This window comes from Aquitalea aquatica (assembly GCF_013911085.1).
In the GTDB taxonomy this organism is placed as follows: domain Bacteria; phylum Pseudomonadota; class Gammaproteobacteria; order Burkholderiales; family Chromobacteriaceae; genus Aquitalea; species Aquitalea aquatica.
This window is the reverse complement of the sequence record NZ_JACERN010000012.1, coordinates 1-697: the sequence shown is the minus strand read 5'-3', so window position 1 is coordinate 697 and position 697 is coordinate 1. Positions and strand designations below refer to the sequence as shown.

Annotated in this window: 1 protein-coding gene; it reads right to left on the bottom strand. The window is 63.4% G+C overall.

Features of this window, described 5'->3' with window-relative positions; translation table 11 throughout:
• A partial coding sequence (locus H2Z84_RS03675) for an Ig-like domain-containing protein (RefSeq protein WP_181834775.1) occupies positions 1-697 on the bottom strand: 697 nt, incomplete at both ends.

Here is a 697-nt window from a genome sequence, read left to right as displayed (position 1 = left end):
GGGTGCCGTTCAGCACCACGTCCACCTTCTGGCCGTCTTCCACACCCGTAGTGCTACCGCTGATGGTCAGCGGCTGGTTGTGTTCGGCGGCGTTGACGATGTTGTCGCCCGCCAGGGTGGTGGCGATGGCAACGGTCGGGGCGCTCAGGTCCAGACCATAGTTGTCGCTGCCGGTGGCAGTGCTGCTGTTGCCGTGGCTGTCGGTGGTGGTGACACTGGCGTGTACCGTGCTGTCGGCCTTCAGATCGGTGCTGCTGACGGCAATGTTGTAGCCCAACTGGCCATTGCCCAGGTCGATCACCTGGCCGGTGGTGTTGTGGCCATTGACGGTCAGGGTGACGGTGTCGCCCACCTTGACGTCACCACCGACGGTGCCGGTGATGCTGACGGTGGCACCGCTGGTTTCGGCGATGTTCAGCACATTGTCGGCGGTGACCGGGTCAACGGTGATGCTGGCCAGCGGGCCGCTGGTGATCACTGTCGCGCTGTCACTACCTTGTGCCGAGGTATTACCGGCCACGTCGGTGATGGTGGCAGCCACCGTCAGCGTGCCACCTTCAGCCGGGGCGGTCGGGGTCAATACAACCTGACCTGCAGTAATTTCAGCAGCAGTCAGCACATGACCCGGCTGGGCAGTACCGTTAATGGTGACGTTCAGCGTGTCACCCGCCTTGGCATCTGCCGGCAGGCCGATGTT